We start from the raw sequence: 21,050 nt of genomic DNA, 5'->3' as shown, positions 1-21,050 counted from the left end.
CCCAACTGGTCACACGACGGCCAGTATTATTTTGATAGCTGCCAGCGCCTGATAGACAAGCGCTGGCAGCTATTTTTGCTTGAATCTCGTGTGATCGACAGCGCCTGCGCTACCGCAGTCTGCGGACGCCATCACGACGAGGTCGCACATGCCGAATCTGGAGCAAGGCAAAGACCGCGGAGGTGGGGTGGACGTTGCGGCGGCGATGGCGTGGGGTTAAGGGTCACGCAACGTCGAGGCGTCGGTTCGATACGCCCGTTAACAGCCAGGGGCTGCGGGTGACGCCAAGAAGAAGCGGTCATCCAACGTTTACAACGTTTGAAGGATTAATTGGAATCCGACCCCGATTATTTTCGCCCTGGTCTGGCGACACGGCCACCGTGCCTGCGCATGCTGGGGCGCCGTTCACGTTCAAACTGGCAACACATCGCCAAACACTTCGAGCGCCTGGCCGTTCAACGCCCGCAGCGCATCTGCAGGGTCCACCGCTTCGCCCAGTGCCAACGCCCCGCTGCGCTGGAATGATGGGGCCAGCAGGCGCTCTGCAGCCTCCAGCACCAATGGCGCCGTCACCGCGTAAATGTCCTGGCCGCGCACACCGGCCGTTCGCGCCACACCGTTCTGCACCAGCCGCACCACCAGCTCAAAACGTTGGGCCGACCGGCCGCTGTCGTCCACCGCTGTGGGCGGCGGGGTGCTGGCATCGCGGATGTCGGCCAGGGCCGAGCGGTTGATGAGCGAGCGGATGGTGTGGGCCTGCAGGTGGTGCGCCAGGGTGATGGTTTCGCTGAATGGCAGCTCGACCATGGCATGGGTCGCCAGGGGCGGGGCAAAGGTCCAGTCCGGCACCTCGGGCGAAGGCACCAGGGGCACGAGGCGCCCGCCCGACACCACTTGGCGCGGCGCCTTGTTGCGTTCGCCGGTCAGCCGCGTGCCTTCGGTGGGCCACCAGCGGTCCAGCCCCATGGCCACGGTGATCTCGTCGATGGGGCCGGGCGCGGCAAGGGCGCTAGCCAGCAGGTCGGCCAGGCCGCCGTAGAAACCTGCGGCGGGAATCACCACGCGCCCGGCAGCGACGGCGGGCGCCTGCAAATCGGCAAAGGTGGCCTGGGCGCTGGGTTGCTCTGCCGTGACGTCGATGTAGTGGCAACCGGCCCGCAGTGCGGCCTGCGCCACGGGTGCAGCCGTGTCCATGAACGGCCCCGCGCAATGAATGACCACGCCACAACCGGCAAAGGCCTGCACCAGCGCAGCCGGATCGTCCAGCGCCGCCACGCGGCACTCCACACCCGAGGGAAACAGCGCAGCCAGCCGGGCGGCATTGCGCCCCACCGCCACCACGCGCAGGCCACGGCGCAGGGCCTCCTGCACCACAAACTGGCCGGTATGACCGCTGGCACCGTACACCGCGATGGAAGGAATAGAGGATGTCATGGAGAACCTTTCGGGAGAGAAAAATTGACGATACAGACCTGTCTGTTTTTTGAAGATTACAGACAGGTCTGTATCATGTCAAGCATGGCTGCACATTCTTTTTCCCATCCCCTCCCGGTAACCGCGCCAGGCGCCCCCTCCAAGCCCGCGTCACGGCGCACTGCGATGGCCTCCAGCGAGCCCGTGCTGGACGTGCGCGAGCGCATCCTCGACACGGCGTCGAGCCTGTTCTACCAACGCGGTGTGCGCGCCGTGGGGGTGGACCTGGTGGTGGCCGAGGCGGCCGTGGCCAAGACCAGCCTGTACCGTTATTTCCCCACCAAGGACGACCTCATCGTGGCGTTTCTGGAGCGCGAGGACGTGGACTTCTGGGGCCTGTGGGATGCGGTGGCGGCGCAACACGCCGACGACCCAGCCGGCGAGCTGCAGGCCCACATGCAGTGGATCGGCGAGCGGCTCGCGCGCTCCAACTACCGGGGCTGCCCGCAGATCAACGTGGCAGCCGAATTTGCCGAGCAGGATCACCCGGCCCGCCGCGTGGCGCAGCAGCATATGGTGACGCTGCGCAGCCGCCTGCAGGGCATTGCAGAGCGGCTGGGCGTATCCCGGCCCGAGGCTCTGGCGGCCCAGTTGGCCGTGCTCATCAATGGGGCGTTCGTGAGTTCAGGCCTGCTCAGCGGCGAGGAGGCAACGCCCGTGCTGCAGGCAGCGGTGCAGGCCTTGCTGGCGGGTGCGCAGGCTGGCAGCGCGTAACGCGGAGCAACGGGAACAACGCAGCCTTCAGAAGCAAAAAGGCCCTCGCAGTGAACGAGGGCCTTATCTTTTCGTCTGCGGAGCGGTTCGTATGGGTTGCGCCACATCCCTGGTGTCAGCTCCCAGCCACCTTCATGCGGTTGACCAGGATGGAACCCACCGTCTTGGCACCGTAGTTGTAGGCATCGGCACCCACCGCTTCAATACCCTTGAGCATGTCTTTCAGGTTGCCGGCAATGGTGATCTCGTGCACGGGGAAGGCGATTTGGCCGTTCTCCACCCAAAAGCCGCTGGCGCCGCGCGAATAGTCGCCCGTCACGTAGTTCACGCCCTGGCCCATCAGCTCCACCACGAACAGGCCCGTGCCCAGCTTTTGCAGCATGGCGTCGAGGTTGTCGCAGCCTTGCGTGAGGCGCGAGGTCAGGGTCAGGTTGTGCGAGCCGCCGGCATTGCCCGTGGTCTTCATGCCCAGCTTGCGTGCCGAGTAGCTGCTGAGGAAGTAGCCCTGCACCCGCCCGCCCTGCACCACCTTGCGCGGTGCCACGCGCACGCCTTCTTCGTCAAACGGCGAGCTGCCCTTGCCGCGCGGCACAAAGGGGTCTTCCAGAATGTCGATGTGCTTGGGGAAAACCATCTTGCCCAGCGAGTCGAGCAAAAAGCTGCTCTTGCGGTAAAGCGAGCCACCGCTCACGGCCTGCACGAAGCCGCCCAGCAGGCCTGCGGCCAGAGAGGACTCGAACAGCACCGGGCATTGCGTGGTGGGGATCTTGCGGCTGCCCAGGCGGCTCAAGGCGCGCTGGGCGGCATAGCGGCCCACGGCCTCGGGCGAGGCCAGCTCGGCCGCGTCGCGCATGGAGCTGTACCAGGCGTCGCGCTGCATCTCGGCATTGCGGCCGGGTAGCGAGGCAATGGGCGACACCGAAAAGCTGTGGCGCGAGCTGGCATAGCCGCCGCGAAAGCCGCGCGTGTGTGCGCTGAAAAAATGGCTTTGCTGGGCCGACACGCCCGCGCCTTCGCTGTTGGTGATGCGGCGGCTGGTCTTGAGGGCGGCGGCTTCGCACTCCATGGCCAGGCGTGCGGCCTGCTCGCTGTCGATGGCCCAGGGGTGGAACAAATCGAGGTCGCGGTGCGTGCCGGGTGGCGCAATGTCGTCTGCATCGGGCAGGCCGGCCATGGGGTCTTCGGCGGTGAAGCGGGCGATGTCGTAGGCGGCCTGCACGGTCTGCTCGATGGCCTTGTCCGAGAAGTCGGAGGTGCTGGCGTTGCCGCGGCGGTGGCCGATGTAGACCGTCACGCCCAGCGACTTGTCGCGGTTGCGTTCCACGTTTTCGAGCTCGCCCTTGCGCACGCTGACCGACAGGCCACAGCCCTCGGACGCCTCGGCGCCCGCATCGGTGGCGCCCAGCTTCTTGGCGTGGGCCAGCGCGCGGTCCACCAGGCCTTCAAAGAACGGGCGGCTGTAGCTGAAGCCGCGTTCCGGAACGGCAGAATGGGCAGCGGCGGGGGCGGTGGCCGCAGTGCCGGGAGCGCGCGCGGCGCGTTTGGTGGGTTTATTCATAGCGGCGGCTATGATACTTGCCGCTGTGGTGCGCGCTGCGCCACCTCTCTCTTTGCCCCCACCCATGTCACGCAAACCCAAAAAAGGCTACTTTGTGCGAGGCCAGTTCGTTGCCGAAGGCAGCGAACTGGACATTCAGCTCAAGGCCGAACTCAAAGGCACGCCCGATGCCAGCCGCACCGATCTCAAGCGCGAAAGCGATGAGCTGCAAGACCTGGGCAAAGAACTTCTGACGCTGCGCACCGACCTGTTTGAAGCCGTGGGTCTGCCCGACAAGCTGGTGGACGCGCTGGCCGAAGCCAAGCGCATTACCAACTTCGAAGGCAAGCGCCGCCAGATGCAATATGTGGGCAAGCTCATGCGCAAGCTGGAGCCCGAGCTGGTGCAGTCCGCGCGCCAGGCCCTGGAAGAGCAGCACAAGGGCTCGGCCAGTGAAAAGCTCTCGCTGCACCTGGCCGAGCACTGGCGCGACCGGCTGATTGCCGACGACGAAGCCCTGGCCCCCTGGATGGCCGAGCACCCCGACACCGACACCCAGCAACTGCGCGCCCTGATCCGCCAGGCGCGCAAGGATGCAACGCCGGCGGGCAAGACCGCCAATGTGCAGGTCTCGCAGGGCCTGGCCCCGCGCAAGGGCCGGGCCTACCGCGAGCTGTTCCAGCTGGTGCGCGAACACCTGGGCAGCGCGGCCGGTGCAGAAGAAGAAATGCCCGAGGACGACAACGAGGATCACGATGAGTGAAACGCTCCACGACCCGGTCAAGATCGGAATCGTCTCAATCAGCGATCGCGCCAGCACCGGCGTGTATGAAGACAAGGGCCTGCCCGCCCTGCAGGACTGGCTCACCCGCGCCCTGCTCAACCCCGTCACGTTCGAGCCCCGCCTGATTCCCGACGAACAGGACCGCATCAGCGCCACGCTGATCGCCCTGGTCAACGAGGGCTGCAACCTGGTGCTGACCACCGGCGGCACGGGCCCTGCCCTGCGCGATGTGACACCCGAGGCCACGCTGGCCGTGGCGCACAAGGAGATGCCGGGCTTTGGCGAACAGATGCGCCAGATATCGTTGCGCTTCGTGCCCACCGCCATCCTCTCGCGCCAGGTGGCCGTGGTGCGCGACCAGAGCCTCATCATCAACCTGCCCGGCCAGCCCAAGGCCATCGCGGAAACGCTGGAAGGCCTCAAGGATGCGACCGGCGTGCAACTGGTGCCCGGCATCTTTGCGGCTGTGCCCTATTGCATCGACCTGATCGGCGGGCCTTACCTCGAAACGCGCGACGAGGTCTGCAAGGCCTTCCGGCCCAAATCAGCGGTGCGCGCCCGCTAAGGCCGCAAGCGTTTTTCAGATACCCGAGCAGCCCACTCAGGCGCCGCCACGCCACGGACATGCGGACAGCGTAAGGTGACACTTTCACACGCAAGGAGAGCACGACCATGACCGCCATGATGAAAGCCGCTGTTTTTGTTGAAAAAGGCCGCATCGAGCTGGCCGACAAGCCGATTCCTGACGTAGGCCCGAACGACGCGCTGGTGCGCATCACCACCACCACCATCTGCGGCACGGACGTGCACATCCTCAAGGGCGAATACCCCGTGGCCAAGGGCCTGACCGTGGGGCACGAACCCGTGGGCGTGATCGAAAAGCTGGGCAGTGCCGTGCAGGGCTACACCGAAGGCCAGCGCGTGATTGCGGGTGCCATTTGCCCCAACTTCAACTCGTATGCCGCCCAGGATGGCGCGCCGTCACAAGACGGCAGCTACCTGGTGGCGCGCGGCCTGTGCGGCTGCCATGGCTATAAGGCCACCGCCGGCTGGCGCTTTGGCAACCTGATTGACGGCACCCAGGCCGAATATGTGCTGGTGCCCGACGCGCAGGCCAACCTGGCCCCCATCCCCGACGGCCTGACCGACGAGCAGGTGCTGATGTGCCCCGACATCATGTCCACCGGCTTCAAGGGCGCTGAAAACGCCAACATCAAGATCGGCGACACCGTGGTGGTGTTTGCGCAGGGCCCCATTGGCCTGTGCGCCACGGCGGGCGCGCGCCTGCTGGGGGCCACCACCATCATCGCCGTCGATGGCAACGACCACCGCCTGGGCATTGCCAAGAAGATGGGCGCCGACGTGACACTGAACTTCCGCAACGTGGACGTGATCGAGGAAGTGATGAAGCTCACCGGCGGCAAGGGCGCGGACAGCTCCATCGAGGCGCTGGGCACCCAGACCACGTTCGCGCAGGCCATGAAAGTGCTCAAGCCCGGTGGCACGCTATCGAGCCTGGGCGTGTATTCCGAAGACCTCACCATCCCGCTGGCCCAGTTTGCCGCGGGCCTGGGCGACCACACCATCCGCACCGCGCTGTGCCCCGGCGGCAAGGAGCGCATGCGCCGCCTGATGAACGTGGTGGCATCAAGCCGCCTGGACCTGGGCGTGCTGGTCACGCACCACTACAAGCTCAACGACATCGTCGCGGCCTACGACCTGTTCTCCAACCAGCGCGACGGCGTGCTGAAAGTGGCCATCAAGCCGTTCTGAACGGACCGGCCTGCGACCTGCATTTTTAATCAAACCGGCCGATAGCGCTTGCGTATCAAGCGTGTGCAGCTATAAAAAAAGAAGCACGCCCCTGGCGTGCTTCTTTTTTGGACAACGGGCTGCGGCTTATTTGCCCACCAGGTCGTTGAGCTTGCCCGCCTCGAACTGCTCCTTGAGCGCCGCGCCATCGGGCACGCAATCGCCCGTCTTGACGCACTCGGACAGCTTCTCGATGGCCTGCCACAGCAGCGCGATCTGGTGCTCTTGCGAAGATGCGTTGTTGATCAGGCCGCGCATGGCCTGCGACAGCGGGTCGTCCTCCTGCGTGATGCCATAGGCCTCGAACTTGCGCGCCTGGTGCGGCTCGGTCACGTCGGCGCTCTGGCCTTCCTTGGACGGGATGATGCGCGCTGGAATGCCCACCGCCGTGGCGCCAGCCGGCACGGGCTTGATGACCACGGCGTTGCTGCCTATTTTGGCGCCGTCGCCCACCTCGAAACCACCCAGCACCTTGGCACCCGCGCTCACCACCACATCGCGGCCCAGCGTGGGGTGGCGCTTGGTGCCCTTGTAGAGCGAGGTGCCGCCCAGCGTGACGCCCTGGTAGATGGTGCAGCCGTCGCCAATCTCGGCCGTCTCGCCCACCACCACGCCCATGGCGTGGTCGAAGAAAACGCGCTCACCCAGCTTGGCTCCAGGATGGATCTCGATGCCCGTGAACCAGCGCGCGCAATGCGAGATAAAGCGCCCCAGCCACTTGAAGCCATGGCCCCAGCACCAGTGCGCCGGCCGGTGCAGCCACACGGCGTGCAGGCCGGGGTAGCAGGTGATGACCTCCCAGGTGCTGCGCGCCGCAGGGTCGCGATCAAGAATGCACTGGATGTCGGAACGCAGGCGGGCAAACATGGCTTGGTTGTTTTTGGAATATGGAAATGCAGTCTAGCGCTTTGCCTGTGCCGTCTCGAGCATGGCTTTGGCGACACCACGCAGGATGTGGATTTCTTCCGGGCTCAATTGCGCGCGGTTGAAAAGCTGGTTCAGGCGCGGCATGAGTTTCTTGGGCGCGGCGGGGTCGAGAAATCCGATGCCGGTGAGCGCCTGTTCCCAGTGGGCCAGCATGCCAGCCACCTGGGCGGCATCGGCCTGCACGCGGGCGGGCGTGGCATCCTGCACTGCAAAACCACCCAGCGCCTGGCGCCACTCGTAGGCAATCACCTGGATGGCGGCGCCCAGGTTGAGCGAACCAAACCGGGGGTTGGTGGGGATGGAAAGCGCCACATGGCAGCGGTACACGTCCTCGTTGGCCATGCCAAAGCGCTCGGAGCCAAACAGAAAGGCCACGCCCGATTGTGCCGCCGCAGCATCCGGGTTTGAAGCATTTTTGGCCTCCAGCGCTTGTCCATCTGGCGCTAGTCGCTCTTTTTTCAATAGCATTTCAAAATGCGCCCGGGGGCTGGCGGCGGGCGGACCAAAGTCGCGCGGCGTCATCGCCGTGGCGCACAGATGGCTCATGCCGTCGAGGGCTTCATCCAGGGTGGCGACGATGCGTGCGTTCTCCAGCACATCCAGGGCGCCGCTGGCGCGCTGGATGGTTTCCTCGCGCCGCAGCACGTTGGGCCAGCGCGGCGCCACCAGCACCAGGTCGTCAAAACCCATGGTTTTCATGGCGCGCGCGGCGGCGCCCACATTGCCGGCATGGCTGGTCTGAATAAGGATGAAACGGGTACGCATGGCGAAATCAGAGAGGAACGGCGGGCCACCGGGGCATGCGCCATTGTCGCCGCTGGCCGCGAGGGCCTGGCGCAGGGACCGCTCCCGTGTGGATGTATGCCGTCCACATTGCCCCACCAACTGCGGCGGTGTAAAACTCTGTTCCCGGCGCTCAATCGGGTGCACTGGCCACTCGCTTCAGGCGTTAAGGCAGCAGCAGTGTCATGGCGAAACACAAGGCACGGCGTTTACGCTCTCCATCAACACCTCCGACAAAGTCCGCATGCACGCTCCCAACCCCATCGCCAGAACATTCGGCAGCTGGCTACTGCTGGTGTTTACTCTGCTGCTGTCATCCACCGCATGGGCCCAGCGCGACGAAGGCCCCTACCAGATCCAGCGGGCCGTCTATGGCACCGACCAGTACAGCATCGACGTGACCGACCGCCTGCGGCAACTGGCACGCCGAGACCAGCGCTTCCGGCTTACCAATGACCTGTTCGATGCCGACCCGGCCCCTGGCCAGCGCAAAACACTGCGCATTTTTGCCCGCGGACCAGACGGTCAGCCACACACCTTCGATTTCGGCGAGTACAACTGGGTGGACGGCGCCCAGTTCTCGGGCTGGAGCAGCGGCCGCTGGGGCCGCGGCGTCGGCAATCCCGGCTGGCAGTCCGGCGGATACGGCAACGCGGACCGGGACCATGACGCCATCCTGCAGGCCACCTACGGCACGCCGGAATCCCGTTTCGATGTGACGCAACGCATCCGCCAGCTGGCACAGCGCCATCAGCGATTCCAGTTGAACAACGATCTGTTCAATGGCGATCCGGCCCCCGGCCAGAGAAAAACCCTGCAGATCCACATGGGTGGATATGGTGGCCAGCCCCAGATCCTCGAATTCGCCGAAGGCAGCTGGATCGACGGATCGCGCCTCACGGGAGCCCGCGCCGACCAGTGGGACCAAGGCGGTCGGCGCAACGACGACGGCTACGGGCGGGTGAACGTCCAGCGTGCCCTCTATGGCGACGGCTATCGACAGGTGGACATCACCGCGCGCCTGCGCAGCCAGGTACGCGATGGCCGGCTGAAAGTGCCGGTGAACAATAACCTCGCCGGCATCGACCCTGCCCCCGGCGCACGCAAGCGCCTGACGGTGGAATTCAGCCTGGGCAACGGGCCAGTGCAGCAAACCACGGCGCACGAAGGCCAGTGGCTGCGACTGCCCTGACGCAAGCGGATTAGGCACAAACCATGCCCCCGACCCGCCGCAATGCCAGCCACCAGGCGCTTTTTGGGCACAGCGGGTAGAATCTCTCCCCTTGTCGCCGCATCGTCGGTTCAGGCCTTGTACTGAGGCCCCTGTCCTTCTCTCACAATTTATGTCGTCCAACCTGCACCCCATGCTCAACGTGGCCATCAAGGCCGCACGCGCCGCCGGCGCCATCATCAACCGCGCGGCCCTTGACGTGGAATCGGTGCGGATCTCGCAAAAGCAGATCAACGACTTCGTGACCGAGGTGGACCACGCGTCCGAAAAAGTCATCATCGAGACGCTGCTCACAGCCTACCCCGGCCACGGCATCCTGGCCGAAGAATCGGGCAGCGAATACGGCGCAAAAGATTCGGAATTCGTCTGGATCATCGACCCGCTGGACGGCACCACCAACTTCATCCACGGCTTTCCCGTGTATTGCGTGAGCATTGCGCTGGCCGTGCGGGGCAAGATCGAGCAGGCCGTCATTTACGACCCTTCGCGCAACGACCTGTTCACGTCCACCAAGGGCCGCGGTGCCTACATGAACGAGCGCCGCATCCGCGTGAGCAAGCGCACCCAGCTCAAGGACTGCCTGATTTCCACCGGCTTCCCCTTCCGGCCGGGCGACAACTTCAAGAACTACCTGAACATGATGAGCGACGTGATGCAGCGCACGGCCGGCCTGCGCCGCCCCGGCGCCGCCGCGCTCGACCTGGCCTACGTCGCCGCAGGTTTTACCGATGGTTTCTTTGAAACCGGGCTGTCGATCTGGGACGTGGCGGCGGGCTCGCTGCTGATCACCGAGGCCGGTGGCCTGGTGGGCAATTTCACCGGCGAGGCCGACTTCCTGGAACAGCGCGAATGCCTGGCCGGCAGTCCACGCATCTACGGCCAGCTGGTGCCCCTTCTGGGCAAATACAGCAAGTTCGCCAGCGCGGGCGACAAGGCCGCCGTGCGCCAGGCCGCCGGTAACGATGCCGCCGCGCCAGAAGCCCCCGCAGCCAGCGAAACGCCCGACAGCCCCGCCGCTGCCAGCGAAGACGCACCGTTCTGAACTGCTGTACCTGATTCACGGCGCTGGGAAAATAGCCCGTTGCAATTTTCCTGAATCACATCCAGCACATGCAGGACAAGACCGAACAAAATCAACAGCTTGTGGATGCGTTGATTAGTGCGCATACGCCGATGATGGCGCAGTATCTGGCCCTGAAGGCCGGGTACCCCGAAACGCTCCTGTTCTACCGCATGGGCGACTTCTACGAGGTCTTCTGGCAAGACGCCGAAAAGGCCGCGCGCCTGCTCGACATCACGCTCACGCAGCGCGGCCAGTCGGGCGGGCAACCGGTCGTGATGGCCGGCGTGCCGTTTCATGCCCTCGAGAACTACCTGGCGCGCCTCATCAAGATGGGCGAATCGGTGGCCATTGCCGAACAGGTGGGCGAGGTCGGCGCCAGCAAGGGCCCGGTGGAGCGCAAGGTGGTGCGCGTGGTCACGCCCGGCACGCTGACCGATACCGAGCTGCTGTCCGACAAATCCGAATCGCTGTTGCTGGCTGTGCACCAGGCGCCGCGCGCGCGCTGTGGCCTGGCGTGGCTCAGCGTCACGCAGGGCCGCGTGTTCCTGGCCGAATGCGCGCAGGACGAACTGGGCGCCTGGCTGGCGCGCGTGGCGCCCAGCGAGCTGATCTACAGCGCCGGCGTGACCGAGCGCTTTGAGCAGCAGTTGCAGCGGCTGCGCCAGGGCGGTGCCTTCACCTGCCCCATGAGCCCACGGCCCGACTGGCAGTTTGATAGCGCCCTCGGCGCGCGCAAGCTGCTCGAACACCTGGGCGCCGCCAGCCTGCAGGCCTGGGGTGCGCACGACCTGGGCGAGGCCCACGCCGCCGCCGCCGCGCTGCTGCAATACGCCGAGCACACCCAGGGCCGCCAGCTCACCCATGTGCACAGCGTGCAGGTGCAGCGCGGCGACGACCTGATCGACCTGCCCGCCAGCACGCGCCGCAATCTCGAACTCGTCAAGACCCTGCGCGGCGACGATGCACCCACGCTCTTCTCGCTGCTCGACACCTGCATGACCGGCATGGGCAGCCGCCTGCTGAAAACCTGGCTGCTCGAACCCCGCCGCGACCGCACCGGGGCGCGCCAGCGCCTGTCGGCCACCACCGCCCTGCGCGGTGCGGGCGGCGCCGGTGGTGGCTCGGGCCCCTGGGCCACGCTGCGGGCGGAACTGAAGGGTGTGAGCGATGTAGAGCGCATCACCGCCCGCATTGCGCTGCGTCAGGTGCGCCCGCGCGAGTTGGTGGGCCTGGGCAAAACGCTACAAAAAGCAGAGCTGCTTGCGCTGAATGGACAAGCGCCAGAGCCTTATTTGGCTCAAATTTTTGGTCATCTGCGGCCGCCCGAGGGTTGCACCAACCTGCTGCACCGCGCCATTGCACAAGAGCCCGCCGCACTGGTGCGCGACGGCGGTGTGATCGCCAGCGGCTTTGATGCCGAACTCGACGAGCTGCGCGCCATCCAGACCCACTGCGACGACTTCCTGCTCGACCTGGAAACGCGCGAAAAAGCGCGCACCGGCATTCCGAATTTGCGCGTGCAGTTCAACAAGGTACACGGCTTTTATTTTGAAGTGACCGGCAGCCACCTCGACAAGGTTCCCGACGACTACCGCCGCCGCCAGACGCTGAAAAACGCCGAGCGCTTCATTACGCCCGAGCTCAAGACGTTTGAAGACAAGGCCCTGTCGGCCAACGAGCGTGCCCTGTCGCGCGAGAAATGGCTGTATGAGCAGGTGCTCGACCAGCTCCAGCCCCACATCCCCCAGCTCACCCGCCTGGCGCACGCCCTGGCCACGCTGGATGTGCTGTGCACGCTGGCCGAGCGCTCGCTCACGCTGAACTGGTGCGCGCCGCAGTTCGTGCCCGAACCCTGCATCGAGATCGAGGCCGGCCGCCACCCCGTGGTGGAGGCACGCCTGGCTGAAACATCGAGCGGCGCCTTCATCGCCAACCACACGCGCCTGAACGCCAACACGCGCATGCAGATCATCACCGGCCCCAACATGGGCGGTAAATCGACCTACATGCGGCAGGTGGCGCTCATAGCTCTGCTGGCCAGCATGGGCAGCCATGTGCCCGCCGCCAGCTGCCGCCTGGGGCCCATCGACGCCATCCACACCCGCATCGGCGCGGCCGACGACCTGGCCAACGCGCAGTCGACCTTCATGCTGGAGATGGTGGAAGCCGCGCAGATACTGCACGCCGCCACGCCGCACAGCCTGGTGCTGATGGACGAGATCGGCCGCGGCACCAGCACCTTCGACGGCCTGGCGCTGGCCAGCGGCATCGCCACGCACCTGCACGACAAGACCCGCGCCTTCACGCTGTTCGCCACGCATTACTTTGAGCTGACCGAGCTGCCCGCCAAGGCCCGCCACGCCGTCAACATGCATGTGGCCGCCGCCGAGGCGGGCACCGACATCGTGTTTCTGCACGAGCTGCAACCCGGCCCCGCCAGCCGCAGCTACGGCATCCAGGTTGCAAAATTAGCCGGCGTGCCCGCGCCGGTGCTGCACCATGCGCGCCACACGCTGGCGGCGCTCGAAGAACGCGCCGGCGAAGGGCAATTGCAGGTGGACCTGTTCGCCACCCCGGCCGCCCCCGAAAGCGCAGGCGCCAGCCCCGTGGAAGCGGCGCTGGCCGGCATCAACCCCGATGCGCTGACCCCGCGCGAGGCGCTCGATGCGCTGTACCAGCTCAAAAAGCTTTCGGGGCAATGACGCGCACGGCAGACGATCAGCGCAGCCTGAAAATTTGACACAAATCAACCTGTATCGCTTACGGAAAAAGCGCGAGAAGCTATTTATTTAATAGCAGCTGTCCGCAATCTGTCGGCGGGTGGTTTCGGTGCTGCAGGCGCGTTGCGGCATCGCACTACACTCTGTGCCTTTCCTCTTTCTCGCATTCCCCATGACGTATTGCGTCGCCATCAAACTCAATGCCGGGCTGGTGTTCCTGTCCGATTCGCGCACCAATGCGGGCCTGGACCAGATCAGCTCGTTTCGCAAGATCATGGTCTATGAAAAGACGGGCGATCGCTTCATGGTGCTGCTGTCGGCGGGCAACTTGAGCATTTCGCAGTCGGTGCGCGAGATTTTGCAGACCACGCAGATCAAGGACGATGCCGACGGCGAGCCCATCACCATCTGGAACGCCAAGAGCATGTTCGACGCCGCCCGCGTGCTGGGCGCCGCCGTGCGCCATGTGCATGAGCGCGATGGCGCGGCGCTCAAGCGCGCGGGGGTGGATTTCAATGTATCGATGGTATTTGGCGGCCAGATCAAGGGCGAGGGCATGCGCCTGTTCCAGGTGTATTCGGCGGGCAATTTCATCGAATCGACGGCCGAGACGCCATATTTCCAGGTGGGCGAGTCGAAATACGGCAAACCGGTGCTCGACCGCGTGCTGACGCCCGACACGCCGCTCAACGAGGCCGCCAAGTGCGCGCTGGTGTCGATGGACAGCACGCTCAAGTCCAACCTTTCGGTAGGCCTGCCCATGGACCTGGTGGTGTATGAGGTGGACCGCTTCACCACCGACAAGATCGTGTGCATTGACGAGCACAACCCTTACTTTCGCATGCTGCACGACAGCTGGGGGCAAAAGCTGCGCGCGGTATTCGACAGCATCGAGGACCCGGCCTGGGACGGCGGCTCGACCGATGCGCCCATTCTGGTGAATCCGGCGCGCAGCAAGCCGCTCAAGAAGATCACCAACTTCCGCGAAAAGCTGATCTGAGTTCGCACGCATCCCGCCCCCCGCACACTGACTGATTGATGACCAAGATCGTTTTTTCGCACGGCAACAGCTTTCCGGCGGGCACCTACAACGTGCTGTTTGGGCAATTGCGCCAGCGCGGCTTTGAGGTGGCTGCCATCGACCGTTTTGGCCACGATGCGCAATACCCGGTCACCAGCAACTGGCCGCATCTGGTGCAGCAGCTGGCCGACTTTGCGGCGCAGCAGGTGGAGGCCTCGGGCGAGCGCGTGTTTCTGGTGGGGCATTCGCTGGGCGGCATTCTGAGCGTGATGGCGGCGGCCCAGCACCCCGAGCTGGCGCGCGGCGTGTTGATGCTCGACTCGCCACTGATTAGCGGCTGGCGCGCCACCACCGTGGGCGTGGCCAAGCGCACACAGGTGGTGAGCGCCGTGTCGCCCGGCCGCGTGAGCCGCCAGCGCCGCATGAGCTGGGCCAGCACCGACGAGGCGCTGGACCACTTTGGCAAGAAGAAGGTGTTTGCGCAGTGGGACCCGCAGGTGCTGCGCGACTATGTCACGCACGGCCTGCACGACGAGGACGGGCGCCGGGTGCTGGGCTTTGACCGGGCGGTGGAAACCGCCATCTACAACACCCTGCCGCACAACCTGGACCGCCTGCTGCGCCGCCACCCGCTGCGCTGCCCGGCCGCATTCATCGGCGGGCTGGCATCGGTGGAGATGCGCCAGGTGGGCATGGCTTTGACGCGGCGGGTGACGGGCGGGCGCATCATGATGCTCGATGGCAGCCACCTGTTTCCGATGGAGCAGCCGCTGGCCACCGCTGCCGCCATCGAGGCGGCCTTGCTGAACCTGGCGTCGCTGCCGAACGCTGCGTGAAAGGGTAAAACCGCTCACCGCGCTGCGGCAGCGGGATTCAGCCGGCGGCGGCGCCATGCGCAGGAGGCGCGATTCGGGCATGGCGCTCTCTGGCGATCCAATTACACTGTGATACAAATTCACAGACACATTGATCGCACCCCTCCCCACACCCTGTTTGCCATGCCGCCCTTTATTGCCCTGACACCACCGCTGCCCACCCTGCGGTGGGCCCTGTGCTGGTTGCTGTGGCTGTGCATGTGCGCCGGGGTGCACGCCGCGCCTGCGCCCGCAGCGCTCGTTCTGCGGGATGCGGCGGGCACTGTGCCGGCCTGGCCCGCCGTGACGGTGCTGGCCGACGCATCGCGGCAGCGTACGCTCGCAGACATGCAGGCACAGGCGTCCCGGTTCCAAGCCCCTGCGGGCACCAGTGGCACGCTGGGGGTACGCCCCGAGCCCATGTGGCTGCGCATGGGCCTGATGGCGGAACATATGTCCGATGGCCGGTGGGTGCTGGACATCGACTATCCCCCTCTCAACCGCATTGACGTGTTCCTCACCCAGGGCGGACAAGTCGCGCAGCATGCCACCCTGGGCAATCTGCAGCCCTATTCCCAGCGCCCCCTGTACACACGCTCGCACACGCTGGTGCTGGACCTGGTGCCGGGGCAACCGTATGAGTTGTGGCTGCGCGTGGAAACCGCGGGGGCCATGGTCTTGCCCATCACCCTCAACAAGCCGGCCACGCAACTGCGCCGTGCCGTGGACGAACAGATGCTGCAAGGCGTCCTGACCGGCCTGGCGCTGTGCCTGCTGGTGTACAGCCTGGCGCAGTGGGCCAGCCTGAGAGACCCGCTGTTTGCGCAATACGCGCTGCTGCTGACGGGCAGCCTGCTGTTTTCGCTGCATCTTTTTGGTGTGGGCAAGCAGTATCTCTGGATCAACGCCATATGGTTTGAAGTGCGTGCAGCCTCGCTGGCCGCCCTCACAGCCACCTGTGGCTCGTTCCTGTTCATCAGCCAGGTGCTGGTTGGTCATTTGCCGCGCAGCCGGCTTTTGTGGGCCATGCGGTCCGGTGCCGTGTTGTGTGGGGTACTGGCACTGGTTTACGTGCTCGAACTGCTCTCTTCACACGTCATCACCGGCATCGTCAGCCTGCTGGGGCTGGTGCCTGCGCTGATGGGGATTCCTGGCGCCCTGCAGCGCGCGCGCCGCGGCGACAGCATTGGCACCACGTTGCTGCTGGCCTGGGTCGTCTATTTTGGGGCAACCGCCACCATGGTTGGGGTGATACGCGGCTGGTTGCCGGTGAACTTCTGGACGCTGCACTCGTTCCAGTTCGGGTCCACCATCGACATGCTGCTGTTCATGCGTTTGCTGGGCCAGCAGGCGCAGCGGTTGCACACGGCGGCGCAGGTTGCCACCGAGGAGCGCGATGCCATGCGCTCGCTGGCGCATACCGATCCCCTCACGGGCCTGCCCAACCGCCGGGGGCTCCACGCAGCGCTGTCCTTAGCCCTGGGGCGCTGCGATTCCCAGTCATTGCTGGCGGTGTATGTGATGGACCTGGATGGCTTCAAGCCCATTAACGACCAGCATGGCCACGATGTGGGCGATGCCTTGCTGGTGGCCGCAACACGCCGTCTGCTGGCCCAGGTGCGGCACAACGATGTGGTGGCGCGCCTGGGCGGCGATGAGTTCGTGCTGATGACCAGCGGCCTGGGCACCCCAGAGCAGGCCCAGGACCTCGGGCTCAAGCTGCTGGAGGCGTTTCGCACCCCGTTTGTGCTGGGCAACATCGAGGTGGCTGTGGGCCTGACGATCGGCTATGCCATCGCCCCCCACGACGGCAGCGACCCCGGCACCCTGCTCAAGCGGGCCGACGCCGCCATGTACAGCGGCAAGCAAAGCGGCAAGTTCTGCGTACGGCGCAATGCGGGCGAGCTGGCGCTGTCCTCGGCATAGCGGGCAACGCCCGATTGCATTTGCGCCACGGGCACAACACAAATGGTTGCGGTGCGCCACTCCAGTGGCCCTTGTTTGTGGAGCAGGCTGGCAGCCACCGGGTTGCGATGGGGCAGCCGCCGGCCACAGAGGCAGCCTTGCTGAACCTGGCTTCGATCCCGCCCAGCCCCTGTCCGAACGGCGGTCGGTTCCAAAAATCTGACACACCAACTGCTAGCGCGTCCGCTACACTGACAAGTTACAAAACGATACGCACGGTCCATGACGCCGCTCTCTCAGCCCCGGACATCCAGTTACAGGACATGCGGCGGCACGCCGCCCCCCTGGGCGACGGCACCATCGCCCGAATCCTGGGCGACTGGCCTGCACAGGGCGGGCCCGGTGACGATGCCCCGCAGTGCAAGCGCATCGCGATGAAGCGTTCATCCACGCGCCGATGATCGTCCTCGACCGCGTTCTCATGGCATGGGTGCGACATTGGCGCGCAGCGCGCAGCGCGGGCATCAGGCTGGCGGCGCTGTTTCTGCTGGGCGTGCTGGGTTTGCTGAGCTGGTCGGCGGCAGTCCATGCCGCCCCACCCCTGCAGCTCCAACCCGGTAGCCAGGTCCCGAACGCCTGGCCCGCCATCACCCTACAGGCCGATGGCACCCTCGGACGCAATGTGCAGGAGATGCTGGGGCGGCTGGAGCAATTCGAAGCGCCCGCAAACCTGAACGGATCGCTGGGCGTGCGCGACAAGCAGGCGATATGGCTGCGCGTTCCGTTGGAGATATCTCAGACCCCAGAAAGCCCCTGGGTCATCCACATCGGCTACAGCTCCCTGCAGGAAGTGGACATTTATCTCACCAGCGCAGGCCGGGTGCTTCAACAAGCCTTGGTGGGCTACCAGCGCCCGCCCGGCAAGGAAACATTGCAGAGCCGTGTACCGGCAATGCTGCTGAATCTGCAGGCAGGGCAAACCTACGATGTGCTGATCCGCATACGCACGCTGGGGCCGATGATTTTGCCGATCAGTGTCACCGAGCTGCCCCATGGGTTGTTCCTGGCCCAGCGCGAACAGATGCTGCAGGGCCTGCTTATCGGGCTGGCGCTCTGCCTGCTGGTGTACAGCCTGATCCAGTGGGCCAGCCAGCGCGAGCGACTGTTTGCCTACTATGCGCTGGTCGTCCTCGGCAGCACGGGTTTTTCCATCCAGTTTTTTGGTATTGGCGCGCAGTTCCTGTGGCCGGGCAATGTGTGGATGGCGAGCCACGCGGGCATCATGGCGGGGCTCATCGCTCTGGCGGGATCATTCCTATTTCTGAACTACGCCCTGGTAGGGCCGTCCACGCGGGGCGGGTACCAGCGCGTGATGCATGCGGGAGCCGCCGTCACCGCGTTGGTCTGCGTAGCCTTCGTTTTGGACATACTGACGCCCCGCATTGCGACAATCTTCATGAGCCTGGCAGGACCGATGCCATCGCTGCTCAGCATTCCCGCAGCGCTTCGGCGGGTGCGCAAAAAAGACCCGATTGGCACCACCCTGCTGTTCGCGTGGCTTGCCTATGGCATAGCCGCAGCGGTGATGGTGTGCCTGGTGCAAGGCTGGGTGCCCACGAACTTCTGGACGCTGCACTCGTTCCAGTTCGGCGCAACCATCGACATGCTGCTGTTCATGCGTGTGATGGGCCTGCGCAGCAAGGTATTGCACCTTGCCGCCCTTGATGCACACCGCGAGCGTGACGCCCTGCACTCGCTCGCGCACACTGACCCGCTCACCGGCCTCACCAACCGCCGTGGCCTGTATGTAACGCTGGCCAGCAGCCTGCTTCGTTGCGACCGCCAGCATCTGGTGGCGGTTTACCTGCTCGACCTGGACGGCTTCAAGCCGGTCAACGATCAATACGGCCACGATGTGGGCGACGAACTGCTGATCGCCGTGGCGCAACGCCTGCGCGGCCATCTGCGCGAATCGGACGTGGTGGCTCGGCTGGGCGGCGACGAGTTCGTGGTCATTGCCCACCTGCTCAACCCGCCAGAGCAGGCGCACGACCTGGGAATGAAGCTGCTCGATTCGTTTCGCTCGCCCTTCGTTCTGGGCCATCGGCAGATCCGCGTGGGCCTGACGATCGGCTACGCCCTCGCCCCCGAGGACGGCACAGACGCCATGGGTTTGCTCAGACTGGCCGACGCCGCCATGTACAGCGGCAAGCAGGCCGGCAAGTTCTGCCTGCGGCGCAACACCGGCGACCTCGCACTGGGTTCCGCCCGATTCGTGGAACCAGCGTGAATCCGCGCCAGACCCGGCTCAACGGCAGCAGCGGTAGGCCAGCCCCAGCGAGGCGGAATAGCCCGTAGGACGCACAGTCAAGGGGCTGCGGCGCGCGTCACCCTGGACCTGCGAAACACCCACGCCGCCCCACACCACCCAATGGCGATTGAGCGCCGTCATGACGTCCACCCCCAGGTCCACGCTGTACAGACCGCCACCAGGCTCGAACGCAGGCAGGCGGGCAGCCCCCGCACCGCCCGCCACGGCGGGCACGCCAAACCGGGCGCGCAGGTAGGTGCGGTCGCCAAAACTGGCGCCAGCACCAAAAACCATGCGGGTCTGCTGCGTGACGGGCAGGGTGTAGGAAACGCTGGTATTCAGCTGCGCACCCCCGTCGCGCCCCAGGATGTCTTGCGAAAGCCCTGCGCCCACCGACCACCGGGGCGTGATGGCATAGCCTGCGCTGACACGGGCGCGCACGGTGGACCGCACCTCGGGCAGGCCGGCCAGCCGCGGTGAATCACTGTTTTTGCGACCATTGTCCAGACGCAGCGACGCACTCAGGCTGAACCGGTCGCTTTCGGCCAGGATGGCGGTGGCGCCCGATTCGCGCTGCTCCAGCCCATGGCCCATGAGGGTGCTGCCGCGCGATGTGCTCAGGCGAAACCGTCCGTATTCCAGCGCCCATGACGGGCTTAAATGGGACGAACGGCCATCGCCGCCAGCATAGTCCGGGCCGTTGCTCACAACGGCGCCCAGCACATAGTTGAGTTTGGGCGATCCATCCGCATGGACCGAGGGGGGCGCTTCTTCGGCCATGGCGGGCAGGCCTGCGCACAGGCCCCACAACACAGTGCAGCCCCAAAGGCCCCGAAAAATGCGCGGTTGGTAGGTCATGGCGCCATTATCAGCCGGCCCACTGCACCAGGCCAGTCCAAGCCGAAACCAGCACCACCACCCCGAACACGATCCGGTAATAGGCGAACGGCACGAAGCTGTGGGTGCTGATGTAGCGCAGCAGCCAGCGCACGCAGAGCCAGGCGCTGATGAATGAAAACACCAGCCCCACGGCAAACAGCGGAATGTCCGCCGCCGACAGCAGGGCCCGTTCCTTGTACAGGCTGTATGCGCCCGCGCCGATGAGCGTGGGAATGGCCAGAAAAAAGGAAAAATCCGTGGCCGCCTTGCGCGACAGGCCCAGCAGCATGCCGCCGATGATGGTGGCGCCGCTGCGGCTGGTGCCCGGCACCATGGCCAGGCACTGCACGAGGCCCACCTTGAGGGCATCGAGTCCCGTCATGTCTTCCACCTCGTGGATGCGGGTGGCCGCAGCGGGGCGTCGTTCGGCCCACAGGATGATGAAACCACCAATGATGAAGGTGCTGGCCACTACCACGGGGGTGAACAGATGGGCCTTGATGGCCTTGCCAAACAGCAGCCCCAGCACCACCGCCGGCACAAAGGCAATCAGCACATTGAGCGCAAAACGCTGTGCCTGGCGCTGCGTGGGAAGGGCCGCCAGCGTGGCGCGGATCTTTTGCCAATACACCAGGATGACGGCAAAGATGGCGCCCGTCTGGATGGCAATGTCAAACACCTGGGCCTTCGCGTCATCAAAGCCCAGCAGCGAGCCCGCAAGAATCAGGTGACCGGTGGATGAGATGGGAAGAAACTCGGTCAGGCCCTCGACCACGCCCATGATGGCGGCCTTGACCAGCAAAACAATGTCCACGCGTTCGTCCTTCAAGCCCTTCGGGCTGGCAAAAAATCAAATTATCGTCTGGCAGCGTGACACCACGGGCACCTGTAGCGACGGCTATCGGCCTTTGTCGGGTTGTTTCTTCGCGAGTCTGCGCAGTCCACGATCCTGCAAGGACATGCACAAAAAATGCCCATGAAGTGGATCCAAGTAGCGCTAATAGCTATGTTTTCAGGAGCAAATCGCGATCCTATT

Annotated in this window: 17 protein-coding genes; 11 read left to right on the top strand and 6 right to left on the bottom strand. The window is 65.2% G+C overall.

The genetic code is table 11. From position 1 onward, the window contains the following. Positions 1-411 precede the first annotated feature (411 nt). Positions 412-1,434: a saccharopine dehydrogenase NADP-binding domain-containing protein gene (locus tag CBP34_RS05805; protein WP_094097539.1), complete on the bottom strand. Its 1,023-nt coding sequence runs from the start codon at positions 1,432-1,434 to the stop codon at positions 412-414. A gap of 165 nt (positions 1,435-1,599) precedes the next feature. Between CBP34_RS05805 and CBP34_RS05800 the strand changes: the two genes are divergently transcribed. Next, positions 1,600-2,187: a TetR/AcrR family transcriptional regulator gene (locus CBP34_RS05800; protein WP_094097538.1), complete on the top strand. Its 588-nt coding sequence runs from the start codon at positions 1,600-1,602 to the stop codon at positions 2,185-2,187. Between the two features lie 115 nt (positions 2,188-2,302). On the opposite strand, the gene pmbA is transcribed toward CBP34_RS05800, so the two are convergent. Next, complete coding sequence (pmbA, locus tag CBP34_RS05795) at positions 2,303-3,745, bottom strand: metalloprotease PmbA (RefSeq protein WP_094097537.1); 1,443 nt, start codon at positions 3,743-3,745, stop codon at positions 2,303-2,305. Between the two features lie 64 nt (positions 3,746-3,809). Between pmbA and yjgA the strand changes: the two genes are divergently transcribed. The 3 genes from yjgA (at position 3,810) to CBP34_RS05780 (ending at position 6,281) form a co-directional block, all read left to right on the top strand. After that, positions 3,810-4,487 carry a ribosome biogenesis factor YjgA gene (gene yjgA / locus CBP34_RS05790; RefSeq protein WP_094097536.1) on the top strand — a complete coding sequence of 226 codons (678 nt, stop codon included), beginning with the start codon at positions 3,810-3,812 and terminating at the stop codon, positions 4,485-4,487. Next, a complete protein-coding gene (gene mog, locus CBP34_RS05785; protein ID WP_094097535.1) occupies positions 4,480-5,073 on the top strand; it encodes a molybdopterin adenylyltransferase in 594 nt (197 codons plus the stop codon). Before yjgA ends, mog begins: the two co-directional genes overlap by 8 nt. A 107-nt stretch (positions 5,074-5,180) precedes the next feature. Further along, on the top strand, positions 5,181-6,281 hold the full coding sequence (locus tag CBP34_RS05780; RefSeq protein WP_094097534.1) for an NAD(P)-dependent alcohol dehydrogenase: 1,101 nt from the start codon (positions 5,181-5,183) through the stop codon (positions 6,279-6,281). A gap of 126 nt (positions 6,282-6,407) precedes the next feature. On the opposite strand, the gene cysE is transcribed toward CBP34_RS05780, so the two are convergent. Further along, the gene (cysE, locus tag CBP34_RS05775) at positions 6,408-7,187 is read right to left on the bottom strand and encodes a serine O-acetyltransferase (RefSeq protein WP_086911819.1); all 780 of its coding nucleotides are present in this window, start codon (positions 7,185-7,187) and stop codon (positions 6,408-6,410) included. Positions 7,188-7,220: 33 nt separating this feature from the next. After that, entirely contained in the window at positions 7,221-8,012 is a 792-nt protein-coding gene (locus tag CBP34_RS05770) for an RNA methyltransferase (RefSeq protein ID WP_094097533.1), read from the bottom strand. A gap of 262 nt (positions 8,013-8,274) precedes the next feature. Here CBP34_RS05770 and CBP34_RS05765 point away from each other — a divergent pair, with 262 nt between their 5' ends. From CBP34_RS05765 to CBP34_RS05735, 7 genes are all read left to right on the top strand, one after another. Beyond that, a complete protein-coding gene (locus CBP34_RS05765; protein WP_094097532.1) occupies positions 8,275-9,222 on the top strand; it encodes a hypothetical protein in 948 nt (315 codons plus the stop codon). Between the two features lie 151 nt (positions 9,223-9,373). After that, the gene (locus tag CBP34_RS05760) at positions 9,374-10,303 is read left to right on the top strand and encodes an inositol monophosphatase family protein (RefSeq protein ID WP_094097531.1); all 930 of its coding nucleotides are present in this window, start codon (positions 9,374-9,376) and stop codon (positions 10,301-10,303) included. 68 nt (positions 10,304-10,371) lie between these two features. Next, positions 10,372-13,026, top strand: a complete 2,655-nt coding sequence (mutS, locus tag CBP34_RS05755) for a DNA mismatch repair protein MutS (RefSeq protein WP_094097530.1) — start codon at positions 10,372-10,374, stop codon at positions 13,024-13,026. A gap of 190 nt (positions 13,027-13,216) precedes the next feature. Continuing rightward, positions 13,217-14,044 (top strand): proteasome-type protease, encoded by an 828-nt coding sequence (locus CBP34_RS05750; RefSeq protein ID WP_086926905.1) that lies wholly within the window; start codon positions 13,217-13,219, stop codon positions 14,042-14,044. Between the two features lie 38 nt (positions 14,045-14,082). Further along, positions 14,083-14,901, top strand: coding sequence for an alpha/beta fold hydrolase (locus CBP34_RS05745; RefSeq protein WP_086926904.1), 819 nt, complete (start codon positions 14,083-14,085; stop codon positions 14,899-14,901). Positions 14,902-15,063: 162 nt separating this feature from the next. Next, complete coding sequence (locus CBP34_RS05740) at positions 15,064-16,845, top strand: diguanylate cyclase (RefSeq protein ID WP_094097529.1); 1,782 nt, start codon at positions 15,064-15,066, stop codon at positions 16,843-16,845. 397 nt (positions 16,846-17,242) lie between these two features. Beyond that, on the top strand, positions 17,243-19,114 hold the full coding sequence (locus CBP34_RS05735) for a diguanylate cyclase (RefSeq protein ID WP_236748524.1): 1,872 nt from the start codon (positions 17,243-17,245) through the stop codon (positions 19,112-19,114). Between the two features lie 18 nt (positions 19,115-19,132). Here CBP34_RS05735 and CBP34_RS05730 read toward each other — a convergent pair whose 3' ends face one another. Both CBP34_RS05730 and CBP34_RS05725 read right to left on the bottom strand, forming a co-directional pair. Further along, entirely contained in the window at positions 19,133-19,993 is an 861-nt protein-coding gene (locus tag CBP34_RS05730) for a MipA/OmpV family protein (RefSeq protein WP_236748523.1), read from the bottom strand. A 10-nt stretch (positions 19,994-20,003) separates the two neighbouring features. After that, positions 20,004-20,828, bottom strand: a complete 825-nt coding sequence (locus CBP34_RS05725; protein WP_094099079.1) for an undecaprenyl-diphosphate phosphatase — start codon at positions 20,826-20,828, stop codon at positions 20,004-20,006. Between the last annotated feature and the right edge of the window lie 222 nt (positions 20,829-21,050).

The organism is Acidovorax carolinensis (assembly GCF_002157145.1).
Lineage (GTDB): Bacteria > Pseudomonadota > Gammaproteobacteria > Burkholderiales > Burkholderiaceae_C > Acidovorax > Acidovorax carolinensis.
The sequence above is the reverse complement of the archived record's forward strand: the minus strand, read 5'-3'. Positions and strand labels throughout refer to the sequence as shown.